This is a genomic window from Microbacterium sp. zg-YB36 (assembly GCF_024623575.2).
In the GTDB taxonomy this organism is placed as follows: domain Bacteria; phylum Actinomycetota; class Actinomycetes; order Actinomycetales; family Microbacteriaceae; genus Microbacterium.
The window spans coordinates 507,945-525,062 of sequence record NZ_JANJFD020000003.1 but is presented as its reverse complement, the minus strand read 5'-3'; the positions used below and the strand labels follow the sequence as shown (position 1 = coordinate 525,062).

The window sequence follows — 17,118 nt, the reverse complement described above, 5'->3', positions numbered from 1 at the left end:
CCGTTGCCGACCCCCCAAAGGGAATCGGACTTTGATCCAAAGGAATCTCACCCAGCCAAAGCTGGGACGAGGTTATTTGGCATTTGACAAGTGCACGCTGTTGAGTTCTCAAGGATCGGATGCTCCTCCGGTCCGGCTTCGCAGCCATACCCGAAGGGCAACTAATCATTTGTCCGGCTGCAACCAGTTCGGCGCTTCGATCGACGTGATGTCGATCAGTGGTCCCTACCTGGTCTTCGACCGGAATCCCCATCCTACCACTGTCCCGGGGGACTCGGTAGGGCTGGGGGCTGTCGGCTACTTGAGGGGTGCGGGGCCTTTCGGCCTCTCCGCTGTTCCCTGTGGGGCCAACAGAGAAAACAATACGTGGATCCTGGGGACCCGGCAAATCTGGGCCTCCCCCCGGGCGTGTCGCGCCCCGGAACCGCGGAAAGACGCGGCGTTGGAGGTGCCGCTAGTCCTTGGCGTAGCCGCGAACGTCGGGGAACGGTGGCTCGACGCCGGGCTGCAGATCCACCTCGAAGGCGTTCAAGCACATCGCGAGCATCGTGTAGTTGCCCAGGGACGCGATCGCGTCGACGAGCTGCTCGGCGGTGAAGTGGTCCCGGGCCCGGGCGAAGGCGGCATCCGACACGAAGTGCTCGCGCACCAGCTCGTCGCAGAGCTCCCAGAACACCCGGTCGGCATCGTCGCCGAATGGGGGCCGCTCCCGTCGGGCGATCGCGTCGATCACCTGCTGCGGGATGCCGGCGGCGAGCGCCTGCCCGACATGGGCGTTCCAGGAGTACTGCGCATCGAAGGCACGGCACGCGATGAGCAGCGTCAGCAGCCGCAGGTGCTCGGGCAGCGATGACTCGAACCGCACGAACGCGCCCAGCGCCTCGACCCGCTCACACACTTCAGGGCTGTTCAGCCACACTTTGTACGGTCCCCGCACGGCACCACGGCGCGCGGTGATGCGGTCGGCGAGCTCCCGCTGGCGGGCCGTCATCCGTTCGTCGGGTATCTCCTGCAGTCGCATACGTCCTCAGCGCCCGCCCATGGCGTCCTCGGCGGTGAGGTGCTCCACCGTCTTGCCGGTGTCGGCGAAGGTGCGGGTGACGAACCCGGTCGGGTAGATCCAGAGGATGCGCATCGGCACGTCCCCGGTGTTCTGGTAGCGGTGGAACACATCCCGCTTCACGTAGGCGGTGTCGTCCTTCTTCAGCTGCTCCCGGATGAGCCCGTCCGCCTCGTGCACCTCCACGAAGCCCTCGCCCTCGAGGATCAGCACCTGCTCGTCGCAGTTGTGGGAGTGCAGCGGCGCACCCGCACCGACCGGGTAGATGCTGATGCCGGTCGCGAGGTCGTTGGTGTTGCCGGTGGATTCTCCCGTGATGAGCGGCCAGGTCTTCACCGCACCGCCGCGGTCGAGCACCTCGATCTGGTCGAACTTGACGATCGTGGCCATGTCACACCTCCGGGACGGTCACGCCGAGCCGGCCGGCGACCTCGACGAATTCGGCCCACACCTTGTCACCGACGGGAATGCCCGCCTCGGTGCGCTGGTCCAGCGATGCCGCGCTGCGCTCGCCCGGAACGAGGATCCGCTCCACCCCCTCCGCCTTCGGGAGGCCGTGGATCGTGTCGATCGTGGCGTCGACGTTCGCAGCGAACTCCTCGGCCGGGCCGAATGCGGCCGGGTCGATCACGATGAGGGTCGCGTTCTGCCGGTGCTTCTTGTGACCGGCGTGGTAGGGCGTGAGAATCGGCGCCGCCACGAGCACCGAGGTGAGCAGCTCGAACATCAGCGACAGCCCGGAGCCCTTCGCGCCCCCCAGGGGTGTGGGGATCTTCGCGAGCTCGGGGTCGGTCGTCGGCGTGCCGTCGGCGGTCGTCGCCGACCCTTCGGGAAGTTGCTTGCCCTCGCGCTTGTACTGGGCGATCTTGCCCATCGCGATGAGGGAACTGGCCATGTCCAGCAGCACCGTGGGCTTGTCGCCGGTTCCGGGCACCGCGATCGCCAGCGGACTGGTGGCCACCGATGCACCCACAGCGCCCTCGTACGACATCATCGGCGAGCCGGCGGCGATGCCGACGCCGACGAAGCCCTGGTCGGCGATGAGACTCGCGTAGTAGCCGAGCGCGCCGGTGTGCACGGTGTTGCGCACCGACACGATCGCAACGCCCTGGGTCTTGGCCTTGCTCACGGCCAGCTCTACGGCGCGGGTCAGCGCCACCGGACCCGGTGCGAAGTCGGCGTCGATCACCGCGACCCCGGGGGCGGTGTCGGAGACGGTGATGCTCGGCGTCGGGTTGGCGACGCCGCTGTCGAACATCTCCAGGTAGCGGGGAACCCGGGTGACGCCGTGCGAGTCGACCCCGCGCAGGCTCGCCCAGACGAACGACGGTGCCGCGGCCGCGGCATCCTCGGCGCTGACGCCGACCGCCTGGAAGATGTCGGCGATGAAGGCCTCGAAGGCCGACGGGGAGACGCTGACGGGCATGGTGTGCCTTTCGTTGGTGCGGTCGGGCGGCCCCGGCAGGAGCCGCCCGACCGGGATCGGGTTAGCGGCTGACCGCGACGTTGACGACGGCGGTCGTACCGGCCTTGACGGCGGCCACCGCCTGCGCGAGCACGTCGTCCAGCTGCTCGGGGTCGTCGACCTCGGCGGCGAACATGTCGAACGGCGCCGCGAACCGGCTGAGGTCGGGCTGGCTGGAGAGGTCGACGCCCAGATGGTTGTCGGTCGTCACCGCAGCCCCCTGCGGGTAGAAGCGCAGGTGGTTCATCTTCATCGACAGGTACTTCTTGTTGTTGAAGATGACGATGAGCACCGGCAGGTCGTAGTCCTTCGCCGCGAGCAGCGACGGGATCACCGGGTTGTACAGGAACGCGCCGTCGCCGACGGTGTACACGACGAAACCGTCCGCCACCGCGAGCTTGACCCCGAGGGCGACGGCGATGCCCTGCCCGAGCCCGCCCTGCACGTAGAAGAACCCGTCGGGGCGGTTCCAGCCGACATGGCGCTGCACGACGCGGCCGTGCGTGATCGTCTCGTCGACGACGGTGGCATCCTCGGCGCGCGCGATCTCACGCAGCTTCACCGCGAGCGCGACGGGGTCGATCCCGGGGGCGGCGAGCGCTCTGGTCTCGAGCGCGTCGGTCGCCGATTGCCAGGCGTGGTGATCCTGCGCGGTCTCTGCGCGGCGGGATGCCAGCTCCTCGGCATCCACCCGCTCGAGCACCGCCGCGCGCAGCGCGGTGAGCGTCTCGGGCACGGCGCCCTCGAGATAGTGGTCGGCGTTGAGTACCTGGTAGACGATGTGCGGGCGCTGCGGCACCTCATCGATGACGACCATCGTCGCCTTCGCGGGCCGCCGGCTGGGCGGGTAGAACGGGGCGCGGGCGTTGATCAGGATGATCAGGTCTGCCTCGTCCATGACAGCGTCGACGTCGTTGCCCACATACGCGGGGCTGGCTTTGGAGATATTGGCGCACACCGCCGACATCGGCTCGATCACGCCGATGCCGAGGTCTTCGGCGAGCGCGGTCAGCGCCTCGAAGCCACCGGCGTCGCGCCCGGCCGTCTCGGTGACGATCACGGGCCGGCGGGCGCCGGCGATGAGGTCGGCGACGGTCGCGATGTCTTCCGGCGCGCTCACCCGGCGACCCTTGGCCACCACCTTCTTGGGCTTGACGGGAGGCGCGGTGGGCTCGAGCAGGATCTCCAGCGGGGTGTTGAGGTACACCGGTCCCGCCGGTGCGCGATCGGCCAGTTCCCCGCCGCGCTTGACGAGCGTGTAGAGGGTGTGGATGCTGCCCACCTGCTGCGACCACTTCGTCCAGGGCTGCGCGACGTGGTGGGTGCCGCCGACGATGGAGAGGTTGCGGTACCACTGGCCGCCAGGGTCGGGCCCTGGTCCGTCGCCGTAGGTGAGCGACTCACTGGAGGTCACCACCATGCCGACGCCGGCCAGCAGCGCGCCGTGCACGGCCATCGACCCCTGGAGCAGGCCGGGCGCTGCGTGAAGCAGGACCGCCTGCACCCGCCGGGTCACGAGACCGTAGCCGGTGGCCATGCCCACGGCCACGGTCTCGTGCATGAGGTCGAGATACCTCGGCGCTGGCACACCGTCCGCCTGGCGGCGCGCGAGCGCCTCCCAGGCGGGGGCCCACTCTGAGCCCGGCGAGGAGAAGATGACGTCCACGCCGAGGTCGCCGAATGCCTCGATCAGCAGCTCGCCGCCGTCATACTTCTGCTCACTCACGTCAGGCGTTCTCCGTCGTCGTCGCGGCAGCCGCGCCGACAGCAGCGGGCTCGGGGATGTCCCAGCCGAGCACCTTGCTGATGCCCTTACCCATGATCCACTCCAGCTCCTCCGGGGAGAAGGAGAAATGCTTGGTGAATTGCTCCACGGTGTCGGTCCAGGTCAGGCCGTGACCGAGCAGACGGGTCACGTCGGTGCCCCAGTGCGCGCGCTCCGGGCCCATCTTGTCGACGACCTCACGCACGTACTTCTCGATGTTGAGGTTCGGGAAGGGTGCCGTCGAGTAGCCGGGGATCGCGGAGACCTTGACCGAGATGTTCGGGTAGCGGTGCAGATCGGCGGTCTCCTGCACCCAGTAGCCGATGGCGTCATCGACGCAGCGCGCCATGATGCCCATGTGGTCGATGATGATCTTCAGGTCCGGGTGCTTCTCGGCGATCTGTCCGAGTTCGGCCTTCCAGATGGGCGCGTGCACCATCGTCGGGATGCCGAGCTTCTCGGCCAGCGGCCAGTACCAGTCGTTGGTCCCATCGATCATCCAGTTGCGATCCACGGGGCGGTGGAACGTGAGCCGCACGCCCTTGATGTGCTCGTTGTCCTTGATGAAGTGCAGGAGCTTCTCGCCCTCCTCCTGGTCGTTCTGGGGCACGCGCGCCATGATGCCGAAGCGGCCCGGGTACTTCTCCGCCGACTCGAGGGCGTAGTCGATGCGATCGCCCTCCCACGACGGCGGGAGGATGAGGGCGCGGTTGACGCCTGCCTCGTCCATGAGCGAGACCGCCTCTTCGGCCAGGAAGGCCTCTTCGCGGTGGCCGTTCAGACGGATCCGCTCGCGCGCGCCGGGCACCCAGGGCCGGTCGGGCGTCTCTTCCTTCCAGAGGTGAATCTGCGAGTCGACGATGAACATCGGGGTTCCTAACGATCAGTGTCTGTGGTGCCGTCGGCGACGGCTGCGGCAGAAAGCCTGCTGGCTCCCGTGCTCTGACCGTACGGGGCCGGTCCCGCGCCGAGCCAGAGGCCCGAACGCACGATTATGTGAACCGTTCGTGCAACGCCGGCGATCAGCCTCGATGCCCGCCTGTGCTTGGCTGGGGTCATGACGGAGCACTCTTCCACCCGCCCGCGCGAGCGCGTGACGGACACAGTCGGCCGGTTCGCCCGAGCGGGCGGACGCAACCGTTTCACCGCGCGGGAGGGGACGGTGGTGCACGTCGCACGCGTCGCGCCGACGATCGTGCGGGTCACCGTGACCGGTCCCGACTTCGCGGACTTCGCAAGCTCCGGCCCCGCCGACCATGTGCGGCTGTTCCTGCCCGACCCGGTCACCGGTGAGCTCGTCGCGCCGACGGCCGTGGGTCCCGGCGAGGACGGCATCATCCGGCCGGACCGCGCCGCGATCGCACGCGACTTCACCCCGCTGCCTCGCGCAGTCGACGGCGGCGGTGTCGAAGTGGACCTCGACTTCTTCGTGCACCCTGATCCGGGCCCCGCTTCGGCCTGGGCGGCGCAGGCGCAGCCCGGTGACCGCCTCGTCGTGGTCGGGCCACGCGGCTCGAAGCGGGCGCCCCAGGACATCGACGGCCTACTGCTGCTGTGCGACGAGACGTCGCTGCCCTCGGTGTCGCGCTGGATCCGCGGCGTTCCAGCGGGCACCGTGGTGGACGTCATCGCCGCCGTCGGTGGCGAGAACGGCTGGGTCGCGGACTACCTCGGTGCGGTGGACGGCATCGACCTGCGGCTGCACCTGGTTCCGGATGCGAGCGGATGGATGCCGGCACTTCAGGCCCTCGGGCCGATCGGTGACGGCGTGTTCGTCTGGGCCGCGGGCGAGGCATCCGCCCTCGTCGCGGTGCGCCGCCACCTGCGCCGCACCGCGGGATTGCCTGCCGCACAGGCCGTCGTGAGCGGCTACTGGCGGCACGGCGTCGTCGCGTTCGACCACCACGCGCCGCTGGACCCGACCGACCCGGATTGACCCGCGCACTCAGGGGATGAGAACGCGCCCGTAGCCGTTGATGTCGGGGAACGGCCGCGTGCGGTCTGCCTGCAGGTCGACCTCGAACGTGTTCAGCAGCATCCCGAGCATCGTGAAGTTGCCCAGCGACGCGACGGTGTCCACCAGCCCTGCGGGTCCGAAATATGCCAGCGCCGCGTCGAAAGTCTGCTGCGACACGAAGTGCTCGGTGAGCAGCTCGTCGCAGAACGCGTAGAAGACCTGATCCTCGTCACGATCGAACACCGGCGTCTCCCGCCGCGCCAGCGCGTCGATCGCCTGCTGCGGGATGCCTTCGGCCAGCGCCACGTCGACGTGGGCATTCCAGGAGTATTGCGCGTCGAAGAAGCGCGCGGCGATCAGCAGCGACAGTTCGCGCAGCCGCAGCGGCAGGCTCGAGTCCCACCGCAGATACGACCCGAGCTTCTCGACGCGATCGCACAGCTCGGGGCTCTGCAGCCACACCTGGAAGGGGGCGCCGAGGCGCCCGCGAGAGCCGGCGATGCGCTCGAACACCTCGCGCTGACGCGTCGTCATCTGGTCGGGGGCGATCTTGCTGATGCGCATGCGGGGACTCTTCCTCGGGCGGGGTGGGATGCTGCGACGCTAGAACGCCGCGGCATCCGCCTGCCACCCTGCACCCTGCAACCTAACCGTGCATGTGAGGCGGACGGCGCAAGAACATCGCCGCGACCACGCCGAGCAGGATCACTCCCGCCGGTAGCAGCGTCGCCTGGGCCATCGCGGTCGCAAAACCCGCAGCGACCTCCGGCGGGAGCGCCGCGCCGGAGCCGGCACCCGAGCCCGCGGCATCCGCCATGCCCGGCAGATTCGCTTCCAGGCGCCCCTGCATGACGGCGGCGATCGCGGCGGACCCGAGCACCGAGCCCATCGTGCGCATGGTGTTGTAGACGCCGGACCCTGCCCCGGCCTGCCGCGGATCGAGGTTGCGGGTGGCCGTCGTCGCCAGCGGGCCCCACAGCCCCGCCTGCCCCGCGCCCATCAGTGCCGAGGGCAGCAGGAACATCCACATCGGGGTGTCGAGGTTCATGAGCACGGCGTACCAGAGCAGCGCGGCCGAGACGGCGATCATTCCGGGCACCAGCAGGAACCGCGGATCGGTGCGGTCCAGCAGTCGCCCGGCCAAGGGCGACAGGATGCCGGCGGCGACGGCCATCGGCACGAGCACCAGCGCCGACTCGGTCGGGGTGAGTCCTCGCGCCAGCTGCAGGAAGAACATGAACGGCAGTGACATGCTCGCCGCCATGAAGCCGACGGTGGTGATGCCGATGCCGGCGACGGTGAAGTTGCGGTCGCGGAACAACGCCATCGGCACGAGCGGCTCGCTGCGCGTGCGCGCCTGCTGCCAGATGAACAGGCCGAGCACCAGGATGCCGGCCAGGAGCAGCATCCACACCGTCACCGGTCCCCAGATGACGCCCCAGTCATACTGTTCGGCCTCCTGCAGGGCGAAGACGATGAGGAACAGTGCGGTCGCGCTGAGGAACACACCCACCATGTCGAACCGGTGCGGATGCGTCTGGAGTTTCGGTACCAGGATCCACGCCAGCACGAACCCGATGACGCCCACCGGAAGGTTGACGAAGAAGATCCACTCCCACCCGAAGGCATCCACCAGCAGTCCGCCGGCGAGCGGGCCGACAAGCATCGCGACGCCCGAGGTTGCACCCCACAGGCCCATCGCCGCTCCCCGTCGGTCGGCGGGGAAGGTGCGGGTGATCACGGCCATGGTCTGCGGCGTCATGAGCGAGGCGCCGATGCCCTGCAGTGCGCGGAAGGCGATGAGGCTGCCCAGCGTGGGCGACAGGCCGCAGCCGAGCGAGGCCAGCGTGAACACCGCGAGCCCGATCAGGTAGATGTTCTTGGGCCCGAACCTGTCGCCCAGGCGCCCGGTGACCAGCAGCGGCACGGCGTAGGCGAGCAGGTAGGCGCTGGTGACCCAAACGACCTTGTCGAGGTTGCCGGTGGTCGGGTCCAGTGCGGCCTTGATGGCGGGGTTCGCCACCGACACGATCGTCGTGTCGACCAGGATCATGAAGAAGCCGATGACCAGCGCCCACAGCGCCGGCCACGGGCTGCGGGCGGGGGTGGATGCCGAGGTGGTGCGGGCCGCCCCGGTGCGCTGGGCGCGGGTGTCGGAGTCTGTCACGTCTTCGCACTGTCCTTTCGGCGGCTCTGCTTGGTCCAGGGGGACTCTACGCCCGGCTCGTGACGCGCGGATGTGGTTGATCTCAGGTTGATGATCGCCGAGGGGGTCGGCGCGCGCGAAGGCGTGGTTCATCCCCCCGCCGTGGCTCGATCGGTCGCAGACCCACGCCTGGGCGGGCGCGCCCGCTATGACCTGGCCAGCTGAGCGAGCGCGTGCGGCGGCGCGCCACCGTCGATAATGGGCACGTGACCTTCCCCGAGCTGCCCGGCTGGCGACACGTGTACTCCGGCAAGGTGCGTGACCTGTACGTACCAGACGCGCCACCGACGGGCTCGGGTAGCGGCCCCGCCGCGCGCATGCTCGTCGTCGCGAGCGATCGCGTCAGCGCCTTCGACTTCGTGCTCGAGCCGGGGATCCCCGGCAAGGGTGTGCTGCTGACGACCCTCAGCCTGTGGTGGTTCGACCAGCTCGCGGGCGGGGACGGCGGGCGCGGCATCCCGAACCATCTCGCCGCCAGCACGGTACTGGGCGTCGACGATGAGCCCCACACCCTGGTCCCCGACGCCGTCGCCGGGCGCGCCATGGTCGTGCGGTCCCTCGAGATGCTGCCGGTCGAGTGCGTCGTGCGCGGCTACCTCACCGGCTCGGGCTGGGCGGAGTACCGCGAGCACGGGACGGTGTGCGGCATCGCGCTTCCGGCGGGGCTGGGCGATGGCGATCGGCTGCCCGAGCCGATCTTCACCCCCGCCTACAAGGCGCCGATGGGTGAGCACGACGAGAACATCTCGTTCGACCAAACCGTCGAGCTCGTCGGGCGCGAGCGTGCCGAGCAGCTGCGTGACACGTCGCTGGAGATCTACTCCCGTGCCGCGGCGACCGCCGAGAAGCACGGGCTGATCCTGGCCGACACCAAATTCGAGTTCGGCGTCGACGACCACGGCATCCTGACGCTTGCCGACGAGGTGCTCACGAGCGACTCGTCGCGCTACTGGGATGCCGCCGCGTGGCATACCGGCACCACGCCCGCCGAGCGGATGGCCTCATTCGACAAGCAGATCGTGCGCGACTGGCTCGCGGCGAACTGGTCGAAACAGGGCACACCGCCGCCGCTTCCCGCCGAGATCGTCCAGCGCACCGCGGCCCGGTACCGAGAACTGCTCGAGCGCCTCACCGGGTAGGTGCCCGGGCGGCCACGGCCACCGGGTGGTCGCCGATAGTGTGACTCCCGTACTCGCCGCTCAACCACCTGAGGAGTCTCATGCCCATCTGGCGCCTGCACGGTGACGGCCGTCACGTCGAACGCGGAGCCGTCGTCAAGCCCGACGAACGTCTGGGATGGCCCGCGACGATCGCCATCGGTGCGCAGCACGTGGTCGCGATGTTCGGCGCCACGTTCCTCGTGCCGATCCTCACCGGGTTCCCGGTGTCGACGACCCTGCTGTTCTCGGGCCTCGGCACACTGCTGTTCCTGATCATCACCAGGAACCGCCTCCCCAGCTATCTCGGCTCGTCGTTCGCGTTCATCGCGCCGATCACGGCTCTCAACGGCGGGGACCCGCTGTCGAGCCCTGAGCAGCTCACGCAGGCGCTGGTCGGCGTGGTCGTCGTCGGCGTCCTGCTGGCCACCGTCGGCTTCATCGTGCAGGCGGTCGGCACCGGCTGGGTCGAAAAGCTCATGCCGCCGGTGGTCGCCGGCTCCATCGTCGCTCTGATCGGCTTCAACCTCGCCCCGGCGGCGTGGAACAACTTCCAGCTGCAGCCGGAACTGGCCACCGTCACGCTCGTGGCCGTCGTGCTGTTCAGCGTGCTGTTCCGCGGGTTCCTCGGCCGCATCTCGATCTTCCTGGGCGTGATCGTCGGCTACCTGGTGGCGGTGTTCACCGGGCAGATCGACTTCACCTCGGTGAACGAGGCGGCCTGGATCGGCCTGCCGCAGTTCCACCTCGCCGGCCTGGGCGACCCCGGCGCATGGGCCCTGGTGCCGATGTTCCTGCCGGTGGTGCTCGTGCTCGTCGCCGAGAACGTCGGCCACGTGCGCGGTGTCGCCACGATGGCCGAAGACCCCTCGATCAACAAGCACACCGGGCGAGCACTCATCGCCGACGGTGCGGCGACCGTGCTCGCCGGCGGCTTCGGCGGTTCGGCGACCACCACCTACGGCGAGAACATCGGCGTGATGGCCGCCACCCGCGTGTACTCCACGGCGGCGTACTGGGTCGCGGGCCTGGTGGCGATCCTGCTGGCCTTCTCTCCCAAGATCGGCGCACTGTTCAACACCATCCCCGCCGGCGTTCTCGGTGGCGTGACCACGGCGCTCTACGGGCTCATCGGCGTCATCGGCATCAAGATCTGGGTCGACAACCGCGTGGACTTCTCGCGGCCGGTCAACCAGTACACCGTCGCGGTGTCGTTCATCATCGCCATCGCCGGCTTCACGATGAACTTCGGCACGCTCCAGTTCGGCGCGATCGTGCTGGGCACCGTCGCCGCGCTGGTGATCTACCATGCCGGCAACGCCATCGCCCGCTGGCGCCGCACCGGCGCCGACGACGGCGGTCCGATCCCCGCCGTGGGCCAGCTGGGCGGCGACCCGCAGCCCTGACCGCCCTCGCTCAACCGCACCGTGAGACCGCATCTGGCGGCCGAGACAGTGGGAAACAACCACGGTCTCGGCCACCAGTTGCGGTCTCACCGGTTTCGGGGGGCGGGTGCGCTGAGGGCGGTCAGGACGAGTCGCGCACGATGAGCTCGGTGTCGAGCATCGTCACCTGCTGCGGGCTTCCGCCGGCGAGCAGATCGAGCAGGATCGTGGCCATCCGCTCGCCCTGCCCGTAGGACGGCTGTCGCACCGTCGTGAGGGCCGGGGTCACCGTGGTGGCCACCGGAGAGTCGTCGAAGCCGACGATGGCGACATCGTCAGGCACCCGGATGCCGGCGCCCGCGAGCACGGTGAGGGCACCCCGGGCCATCAGGTCGCTGGCGATGAAGAGCGCGTCGAACTCCACCCCCGACTCCAGCATCCGCGTCATCGCCCGCGCGCCGTCCTGCACCGTGAAGTTTCCGTCCAGGACTGCCACCTCCTCCAGGCCGGCGCCTGCCAGCGCCTCGCGGTATCCCTGCAGCCGGTCCACGCCCGCCGGCATCGTGAGCGGGCCGGTGATCGACGCGATCCGCCGCCGCCCCCGGTCGATGAGGTGCTGCGTCGCGACGCGACCTCCGGCGACGTTGTCGACGTCGACGTAGTAGTCGTTGTCGCGCTCGCGCACCGGACGTCCGCCGTAGACCACCGGCACGCTCGCCGCGATGCGGTCGATGAACGTGTCGCTGGTGTGGTGCGACACGATGACCGCACCATCGACGGCCCCGCTGCGCAGGTAGCTCGTCGTCTTGTCGCGAGGGTCGTCGTTCGCGAGGATCAGGTTCAGCACGTAGTCGGAGCGGCTGATGCGCGAATTGATGCCGGAGACGACCGCCGCGAAGAACGGGTCGCCGAAGAACCGCGACGTGTCCTCGGGCACCACGAGGGCGATCGCCAGGGTCTGACGCCTGGCGAGCGAGCGGGCGGCACGGTTGGGCACGTAGTTGAGCTCGGCGATCGCCCGGTTCACGGACTCCAGCGCAGCCGGGCTGACGGCGGTCGACCCGTTGACGACGCGCGACACGGTCGACCGTGAGACCCCTGCTGCGGCGGCGACCTCTTCGATCGTCACCGCGCCGGGGACGCTGCGCAGCGCATCCGTGCTCATGTCATCGCCCCCGGGCGTCAGATTGCCGCCGGCTCGGCGTCCAGCGAGCGCTCGGCGATCACTCGACTGTACTCGCGGCCGCTGTCCTTGACGGTGCGCTGCTGGGTGTCGTAGTCGACATGCACGATGCCGAACCGCTTCTCGTAGCCCCAGGCCCATTCGAAGTTGTCCAGCAGCGACCAGTAGAAGTAGCCGCGCACATCGACGCCGGCATCCTGCGCGTCGAGGATCGCCGCCAGGTGCGCACGCACGAACTCGGTGCGCTCCACATCGTGCACGCGGGTCTGCCCGTCTTCCACCACCGCGACGTCGTCATAGGCGGCGCCGTTCTCGGTGACGTAGAGAGGCACGCCGTCGGCGCCGGTGTAGTCCTCCTGCACTCGGCGCAGCAGTCGGGTCAGCCCCTCGGGCTGCACTTCCCAGTGCATCGTCGTGCGGGGAAGACCCCGGTCGTGCCAGTGGATCCGCTCGTGCGAGGGGAAGGGCGACGAGCCCTCGCGGTCGGTCGGGGCGTCGCCACCGGTGACGGGGACGGCAGGCGGACGCCCGCCGACGTACTCGCCGTGGTAGTAGTTCACGCCCAGCGAGTCGATCGGTGTGGCGATCGCCTCGAGGTCGCCGGGTCGGATGGCCTGCTCCAGCGCCGCGATCGCCCCGGCTTCCACCGACCGGATGTCCTCGACGGTGTCCGCGGGGTACTCGGCCCGGAAGATCGGGTCGAGGAACCACCGGTTGAACTGGCCGTCGATGCGCCGGGCGGCGTCGATGTCGAGGGGATCGGTCGGGTCGACGGCATCGGCCACCGTGAGGTTGAGCGTCAGTCCCATCTGCAGCGACGAGTCGCGGGTGCGCAGCTCCCGCACCGCTTGGCCGTGTCCGAGCAGCAGGTGGTGCGCGGCGAGCACGCCCTCCGTCACGCTCTGGCGACCGGGCGCGTGGATGCCGGCGGTGTAGCTGAGGAACGACGAGCACCACGGCTCGTTCAGCGTCGTCCACGCCTGCACCCGGTCGCCGAGGGCGTCGTGCATGTCCAGCGCGTACTCGGTGAACAGCTCCGCCGTGTCGCGGTTGGCCCAGCCGCCCTTCTCCTGCAGCGCCTGCGGCAGATCCCAGTGGTACAGGGTCAGCCACGGCAGGATGCCGGCACCGAGCAGCTCGTCCACGAGGCGCTTGTAGAAATCGACGCCCTTCGGGTTGAGCGCGCCGCCGTCGGGACGCACCCGCGACCACGAGGTGGAGAACCGGTAGGTCTGCAGCCCCATCCGCTTCATCAGTGCGACGTCGTCGCGGTAGCGGTGGTAGTGGTCGCAGGCGACGTCGCCGTTGTCGGCGTTGATCACCGCGCCCGGCACGCGCGAGAAGGCATCCCAGATCGAATCCTTGCGGCCGTCCTCGTGCGCCGCACCTTCGATCTGGTAGGCGGCCGTGGCGGCCCCGAACAGGAAGTTCGCCGGAAAGGGACGGGGAGTGGATGCCGACATGTGGGCAGACCTCTCGTGCGTGATGATGCTCATTGGTTCAGCCCTTGACGGCCCCGGCCATGATCCCACTGACCAGTTGCTTGCCCGCGAAGATGAACAGCAGCAGCAGCGGGATGGTCGCCAGCACCACGCCGGCGAGCACGACGGAGTAGTCGACGAAGTAGTTCGACTGCAGCAGCGACAACGCCACCGGGAGCGTCGGGTTCTGGCGGTCGAGCACGATGAAGGGCCAGAAGAAGTTGTTCCAGGCGCCCACGAAGGTGAACAGGAACAGCATCGCCGCCGCCGGACGCGCCGCCGTGACACCGACCGTCCAGAACGTGCGGATCATCGATGCACCGTCGACGCGAGCGGCCTCGATGAGCTCATCGGGCACCGCCTGCTGCAGGTACTGCGTCATCCAGAACACGCCGAAGGCACTGGTGAGGGCGGGGATGATGATCGCGCCGATCTCACCGGTCCAGCCGAGGTCGGCGAACAGGATGTACAGCGGCACGACGCCCAGCTGCTGCGGCACCGCCATGGTCGCCACGACGAAGACCAGCAGCGCCGGCCCCCCGAGGAAGCGCAGCTTCGCGAAGGCCCAGCCGGCCAGGGTCGAGGTGATCACCACGGCTGCCGCGATGATGAACGAGCTGTAGATGGAGTTCCACAGCGCCGGCCAGAAGTTCACCGCCGGGTTGGTCATGACCGATATGGCGTTCGAGATGAAGTTGCCGCCCGGGATCCAGGGGAAGTCTCCGCGCAGCGTCGTTGAGTCGCCGGAGCCGATGACGAACGACCAGTACAGCGGGAAGACGGCGGAGAGGAAGACCACCCCGAGGGTGGCGTACGCCCAGATTCCGGGGCGGGAGCCGCGGATGCGGATCGTCTTGGCGCCGCGGCGGCGTGCTGCCGCGTTGGGGATGCCCGACTCGACGATCGCGAGGGGCGGGGGGGTGCCGATGCTCATCGCTGGGACTCCTTGACCTGCTTCTTGGCCGCGCGTGCGGCCCGCTTCTGCTGGCGTTTGCCGAGTTCGGAACGCATCCCCTCATCCCGCACGACGGTGCGGGTGACGAGCAGGTTTATCAATCCGATGCCGAGGATGATGATGAACAGGATCCAGGCCATCGCCGCTGCGCGGCCGAAGTTCCACTGCCCCCATCCGATGTCGTAGAGGTAGAGCGTGATGGTCAGCCATTGCTGACCTGCGCCACCACGTCCGAACTGGTCGAACACGCGCGGCTCGTCGAAGATCTGCAGACCGCCGATCGTCGAGGTGATGATGACGAAGATCAGCGTGGGCTTCAGGGACGGCATCGTGATGCTGAAGAACTGCCGGATGGGACCGGCGCCGTCGACGGTGGCGGCTTCGTAGTAATCACGGTTCACTGCCTGCATCGCCGCAAGCAGGATCAGCGCGTTGTAGCCGACCCAGCGGTAGTTGACCATCGTCGCGATGGCGACGTGACTCCAGAAGGGCTCGACGTGCCAGGGGATCTCGGAGATGCCGATCACCTCGAGCCAGCTGTTGATGAGCCCGGACTTGTCGGCGAACATCGCGTTGAAGATGAGGCCGACCGCGACGGGGGCGACGACATAGGGCACGAGCACGGCCATGCGCCAGAACGTCTTGGCACGGATGTTGCGGTCGAGCACCGCCGCGATGAAGATCGCGAGGATCAGCTGCGGGACGCTGGAGAGGACGAAGATGCTGAAGGTGTTGCGCAGCGCGGTCCAGAAGTGGGGCTGCGTGAGGATCCAGATGTACTGGTCGAATCCGACGAACTCTCCGGAGTTGCGGACGAGGTCCCAGTCCATGAAGGAGATGACCGCCGTGTACGCGATGGGGAACAGTCCCACGACCGCGAACATGAGGAAGAACGGCGAGATGTACAGGTAGGGGGAGAACTTCAGATCCCACTTGCTCAGCTTCTGGGAGAACGAGATCACGCGCGGCGGTCGCAGCGGCTGATCGGATGCCGCGGCGCGCGTCGCCGGGCGGGAGTCGGTAGCGGTCACGATCGCCTTTCGTTGTCGGGAGTCACGGGGGTGCGGGTCGTCGAATGCGATCCGCACCCCCGTGGTTCAGTGGTCGAGAGGGGGCGTCAGAAGCCGCTGATCTCGGTCAGCCACGTCTCCCACGCGGTCTCCTTGTCTTCGAGGCCGTCGAAGACTCGGGTGATCGCGTTCTGCAGTGCGTCGTGGTACTTGAAGTAGTCCTGACCCTTGTAGGTGGACACGGTGATCGCGTTGGCGCGGTCGATGCCGATCTGGCCCGTCGGTGCGTCGTTGAAGTACTCGTTGACGTAGCCGGTGAGGTCAGCGCTGTCCTGCGCCTCGATCTGGCTCGGGAAGGTGCCGGCGTTGGTGAACGCCTTGATCTGGTTCTCCGGGGCCGTCAGCCAGTCGGCGAGCTGCTGGGCAGCCTCGGTGTTCTCACCGTCGGCGGGGACGACGAGGTACGAGCCGCCCCAGTTGCCGCCACCCTCGGGGAAGGCGTTGGCGATGTCCCAGCCCTCGATGTCGGGAGCCTCACCGGCGATGATGCCGTGCATCCACGGCGGGCACAGCATGGCGGCGAAGTCGCCACCGGCCATGGCGGCGTACCAGTCGTCGTTCCACTGCCCGGGGTATGCCGAGATCGGGATGCCCTTGTCGACGACCGCGTCGTAGGCGGCGCGGATGTCGGGGTTGTCGGCGGCGACGATCGAGCCGTCGGGGTCCTCGTAGGCGATCTCGAGCTGGTTCACCAGGCCCTGCAGCACCGAGTTGGCCGAGTCGATGAACGGCTTGCCGGTCTTCTCGGTGTAGTCGGCTCCGACCTGGAAGAACGCGTCCCACGTCGGGAACAGCTCGGCCACGGCCTCACGGTCCGACGGCAGGCCGGCTGCTTCGAACAGGTCCTGGCGGTAGCAGACCGCCTGGGGGCCCATGTCGGTGCCGTACGCGACCAGGTTGCCGTCGGCATCCGTCGCTGCGGCTTCCTTCCAGTCCAGCCAGCGACCCTTGAGGTCGTCCGGGACCGGCACGACGAGGTCGGAGTACTGCATCATCTCGGTGAACCAGTCCACCTCGACGGCCTCGACGTCGGCGAGGCCGCCCTTGCCGAGCTTCTGGAAGAAGTTCGCACGAGCGTCGTTCGACGTGGCTGCCTTGTTGTGGACGACCTCGATGCCGGTCTCCTCGGTGAACTCCGCGAGGAGTTCGTCCGAGTAACCCATGTCGTTGAAGGTGGCGAGCGTAAGGGTGGCTTCGCCACCGTCACCTTCGCTGTTGTCGCCGCCAGCGTCCCCGCCGGCACAGCCGGCAAGCACGATCGCGGATGTGGTCGCGACGACGGCCAGGAGGGCGGTGCGTCGCAGTGCGCGTGAATTCACGTGTCACTCCTTTGTGGTGTGGGTGGGCTCTGCCTCGGTCCGGGCGTCGGGTTGGGAGCGCTCTCACCGATAGGACTGACGCTATGGGATCGCTCCCATAATCGTCAAGGGAGCG

15 protein-coding genes are annotated in these 17,118 nt (G+C 68.5%); 3 read left to right on the top strand and 12 right to left on the bottom strand.

The features are described 5' to 3' along the window. Positions 1–454 precede the first annotated feature (454 nt). The 5 genes from NQ151_RS11835 to NQ151_RS11815 form a co-directional block, all read right to left on the bottom strand. Entirely contained in the window at positions 455–1,021 is a 567-nt protein-coding gene (locus NQ151_RS11835) for a carboxymuconolactone decarboxylase family protein (RefSeq protein ID WP_257507138.1), read from the bottom strand. A 6-nt stretch (positions 1,022–1,027) separates the two neighbouring features. Continuing rightward, complete coding sequence (locus tag NQ151_RS11830; protein WP_257507139.1) at positions 1,028–1,450, bottom strand: cupin domain-containing protein; 423 nt, start codon at positions 1,448–1,450, stop codon at positions 1,028–1,030. Between the two features lies 1 nt (position 1,451). Further along, positions 1,452–2,486 (bottom strand): Ldh family oxidoreductase, encoded by a 1,035-nt coding sequence (locus NQ151_RS11825; RefSeq protein ID WP_257507140.1) that lies wholly within the window; start codon positions 2,484–2,486, stop codon positions 1,452–1,454. A 61-nt stretch (positions 2,487–2,547) separates the two neighbouring features. After that, on the bottom strand, positions 2,548–4,251 hold the full coding sequence (locus NQ151_RS11820; RefSeq protein WP_257528191.1) for a thiamine pyrophosphate-dependent enzyme: 1,704 nt from the start codon (positions 4,249–4,251) through the stop codon (positions 2,548–2,550). Position 4,252: 1 nt separating this feature from the next. Then, positions 4,253–5,158, bottom strand: coding sequence for an amidohydrolase family protein (locus NQ151_RS11815; RefSeq protein WP_257507142.1), 906 nt, complete (start codon positions 5,156–5,158; stop codon positions 4,253–4,255). 189 nt (positions 5,159–5,347) lie between these two features. Here NQ151_RS11815 and NQ151_RS11810 point away from each other — a divergent pair, with 189 nt between their 5' ends. Next, positions 5,348–6,226: a siderophore-interacting protein gene (locus NQ151_RS11810; RefSeq protein ID WP_257507143.1), complete on the top strand. Its 879-nt coding sequence runs from the start codon at positions 5,348–5,350 to the stop codon at positions 6,224–6,226. A 9-nt stretch (positions 6,227–6,235) separates the two neighbouring features. Here NQ151_RS11810 and NQ151_RS11805 read toward each other — a convergent pair whose 3' ends face one another. Beyond that, positions 6,236–6,811: a carboxymuconolactone decarboxylase family protein gene (locus tag NQ151_RS11805; protein WP_257507144.1), complete on the bottom strand. Its 576-nt coding sequence runs from the start codon at positions 6,809–6,811 to the stop codon at positions 6,236–6,238. Positions 6,812–6,893: 82 nt separating this feature from the next. Continuing rightward, entirely contained in the window at positions 6,894–8,414 is a 1,521-nt protein-coding gene (locus NQ151_RS11800) for a DHA2 family efflux MFS transporter permease subunit (RefSeq protein ID WP_502883575.1), read from the bottom strand. A gap of 245 nt (positions 8,415–8,659) precedes the next feature. Between NQ151_RS11800 and NQ151_RS11795 the strand changes: the two genes are divergently transcribed. Together NQ151_RS11795 and NQ151_RS11790 are read left to right on the top strand one after the other, a co-directional pair. Beyond that, a complete protein-coding gene (locus NQ151_RS11795; protein ID WP_257528190.1) occupies positions 8,660–9,592 on the top strand; it encodes a phosphoribosylaminoimidazolesuccinocarboxamide synthase in 933 nt (310 codons plus the stop codon). Positions 9,593–9,672: 80 nt separating this feature from the next. Further along, complete coding sequence (locus tag NQ151_RS11790) at positions 9,673–11,016, top strand: uracil-xanthine permease family protein (RefSeq protein ID WP_257528189.1); 1,344 nt, start codon at positions 9,673–9,675, stop codon at positions 11,014–11,016. 121 nt (positions 11,017–11,137) lie between these two features. On the opposite strand, the gene NQ151_RS11785 is transcribed toward NQ151_RS11790, so the two are convergent. The 5 genes from NQ151_RS11785 to NQ151_RS11765 form a co-directional block, all read right to left on the bottom strand. After that, positions 11,138–12,160, bottom strand: a complete 1,023-nt coding sequence (locus NQ151_RS11785; RefSeq protein WP_257507147.1) for a LacI family DNA-binding transcriptional regulator — start codon at positions 12,158–12,160, stop codon at positions 11,138–11,140. A gap of 17 nt (positions 12,161–12,177) precedes the next feature. Then, entirely contained in the window at positions 12,178–13,674 is a 1,497-nt protein-coding gene (locus tag NQ151_RS11780; RefSeq protein WP_257528188.1) for a GH1 family beta-glucosidase, read from the bottom strand. Between the two features lie 4 nt (positions 13,675–13,678). Beyond that, positions 13,679–14,593, bottom strand: a complete 915-nt coding sequence (locus tag NQ151_RS11775; RefSeq protein ID WP_257507149.1) for a carbohydrate ABC transporter permease — start codon at positions 14,591–14,593, stop codon at positions 13,679–13,681. Then, the gene (locus tag NQ151_RS11770; protein ID WP_374113769.1) at positions 14,590–15,645 is read right to left on the bottom strand and encodes a carbohydrate ABC transporter permease; all 1,056 of its coding nucleotides are present in this window, start codon (positions 15,643–15,645) and stop codon (positions 14,590–14,592) included. The genes NQ151_RS11775 and NQ151_RS11770 overlap by 4 nt, the downstream gene beginning before the upstream one ends. A gap of 86 nt (positions 15,646–15,731) precedes the next feature. Continuing rightward, on the bottom strand, positions 15,732–17,003 hold the full coding sequence (locus NQ151_RS11765; RefSeq protein ID WP_257528187.1) for an ABC transporter substrate-binding protein: 1,272 nt from the start codon (positions 17,001–17,003) through the stop codon (positions 15,732–15,734). Between the last annotated feature and the right edge of the window lie 115 nt (positions 17,004–17,118).

Excerpts from the sequence above, each read along its gene's own strand:
- NQ151_RS11780 (WP_257528188.1), bottom strand. The coding sequence starts at position 13,674 with ATGAGCATCATCACGCACGAGAGGTCTGCCCACATGTCGGCATCCACT.
- NQ151_RS11805 (WP_257507144.1), bottom strand. The coding sequence starts at position 6,811 with ATGCGCATCAGCAAGATCGCCCCCGACCAGATGACGACGCGTCAGCGC.
- NQ151_RS11785 (WP_257507147.1), bottom strand. The coding sequence starts at position 12,160 with ATGAGCACGGATGCGCTGCGCAGCGTCCCCGGCGCGGTGACGATCGAA.
- NQ151_RS11815 (WP_257507142.1), bottom strand. The coding sequence starts at position 5,158 with ATGTTCATCGTCGACTCGCAGATTCACCTCTGGAAGGAAGAGACGCCC.
- NQ151_RS11775 (WP_257507149.1), bottom strand. The coding sequence starts at position 14,593 with ATGAGCATCGGCACCCCCCCGCCCCTCGCGATCGTCGAGTCGGGCATC.
- NQ151_RS11825 (WP_257507140.1), bottom strand. The coding sequence starts at position 2,486 with ATGCCCGTCAGCGTCTCCCCGTCGGCCTTCGAGGCCTTCATCGCCGAC.
- NQ151_RS11835 (WP_257507138.1), bottom strand. The coding sequence starts at position 1,021 with ATGCGACTGCAGGAGATACCCGACGAACGGATGACGGCCCGCCAGCGG.
- NQ151_RS11790 (WP_257528189.1), top strand. The coding sequence starts at position 9,673 with ATGCCCATCTGGCGCCTGCACGGTGACGGCCGTCACGTCGAACGCGGA.
- NQ151_RS11810 (WP_257507143.1), top strand. The coding sequence starts at position 5,348 with ATGACGGAGCACTCTTCCACCCGCCCGCGCGAGCGCGTGACGGACACA.
- NQ151_RS11830 (WP_257507139.1), bottom strand. The coding sequence starts at position 1,450 with ATGGCCACGATCGTCAAGTTCGACCAGATCGAGGTGCTCGACCGCGGC.